The sequence below is a fragment of the Pseudescherichia sp. AS216 genome, assembly GCF_037152055.1.
In the GTDB taxonomy this organism is placed as follows: domain Bacteria; phylum Pseudomonadota; class Gammaproteobacteria; order Enterobacterales; family Enterobacteriaceae; genus Pseudescherichia.
In genome coordinates this window covers 1-243 of sequence record NZ_JBBCMV010000041.1, presented here as the reverse complement: position 1 = coordinate 243, position 243 = coordinate 1, and the positions used below count along the sequence as shown (strand labels likewise).

The following is a 243-nucleotide window of genomic DNA, read 5'->3' as shown; positions in this document are numbered from 1 at the left end:
CGGGAGGCAGCAGTGGGGAATATTGCACAATGGGCGCAAGCCTGATGCAGCCATGCCGCGTGTATGAAGAAGGCCTTCGGGTTGTAAAGTACTTTCAGCGGGGAGGAAGGCATTGTGGTTAATAACCACAGTGATTGACGTTACCCGCAGAAGAAGCACCGGCTAACTCCGTGCCAGCAGCCGCGGTAATACGGAGGGTGCAAGCGTTAATCGGAATTACTGGGCGTAAAGCGCACGCAGGCG

General features: G+C 56.0%; 1 rRNA gene. It reads left to right on the top strand.

The annotated features are described in order from the left end of the window. Positions 1 to 243 (top strand): 16S ribosomal RNA (locus WFN61_RS20830); the annotation flags it as partial.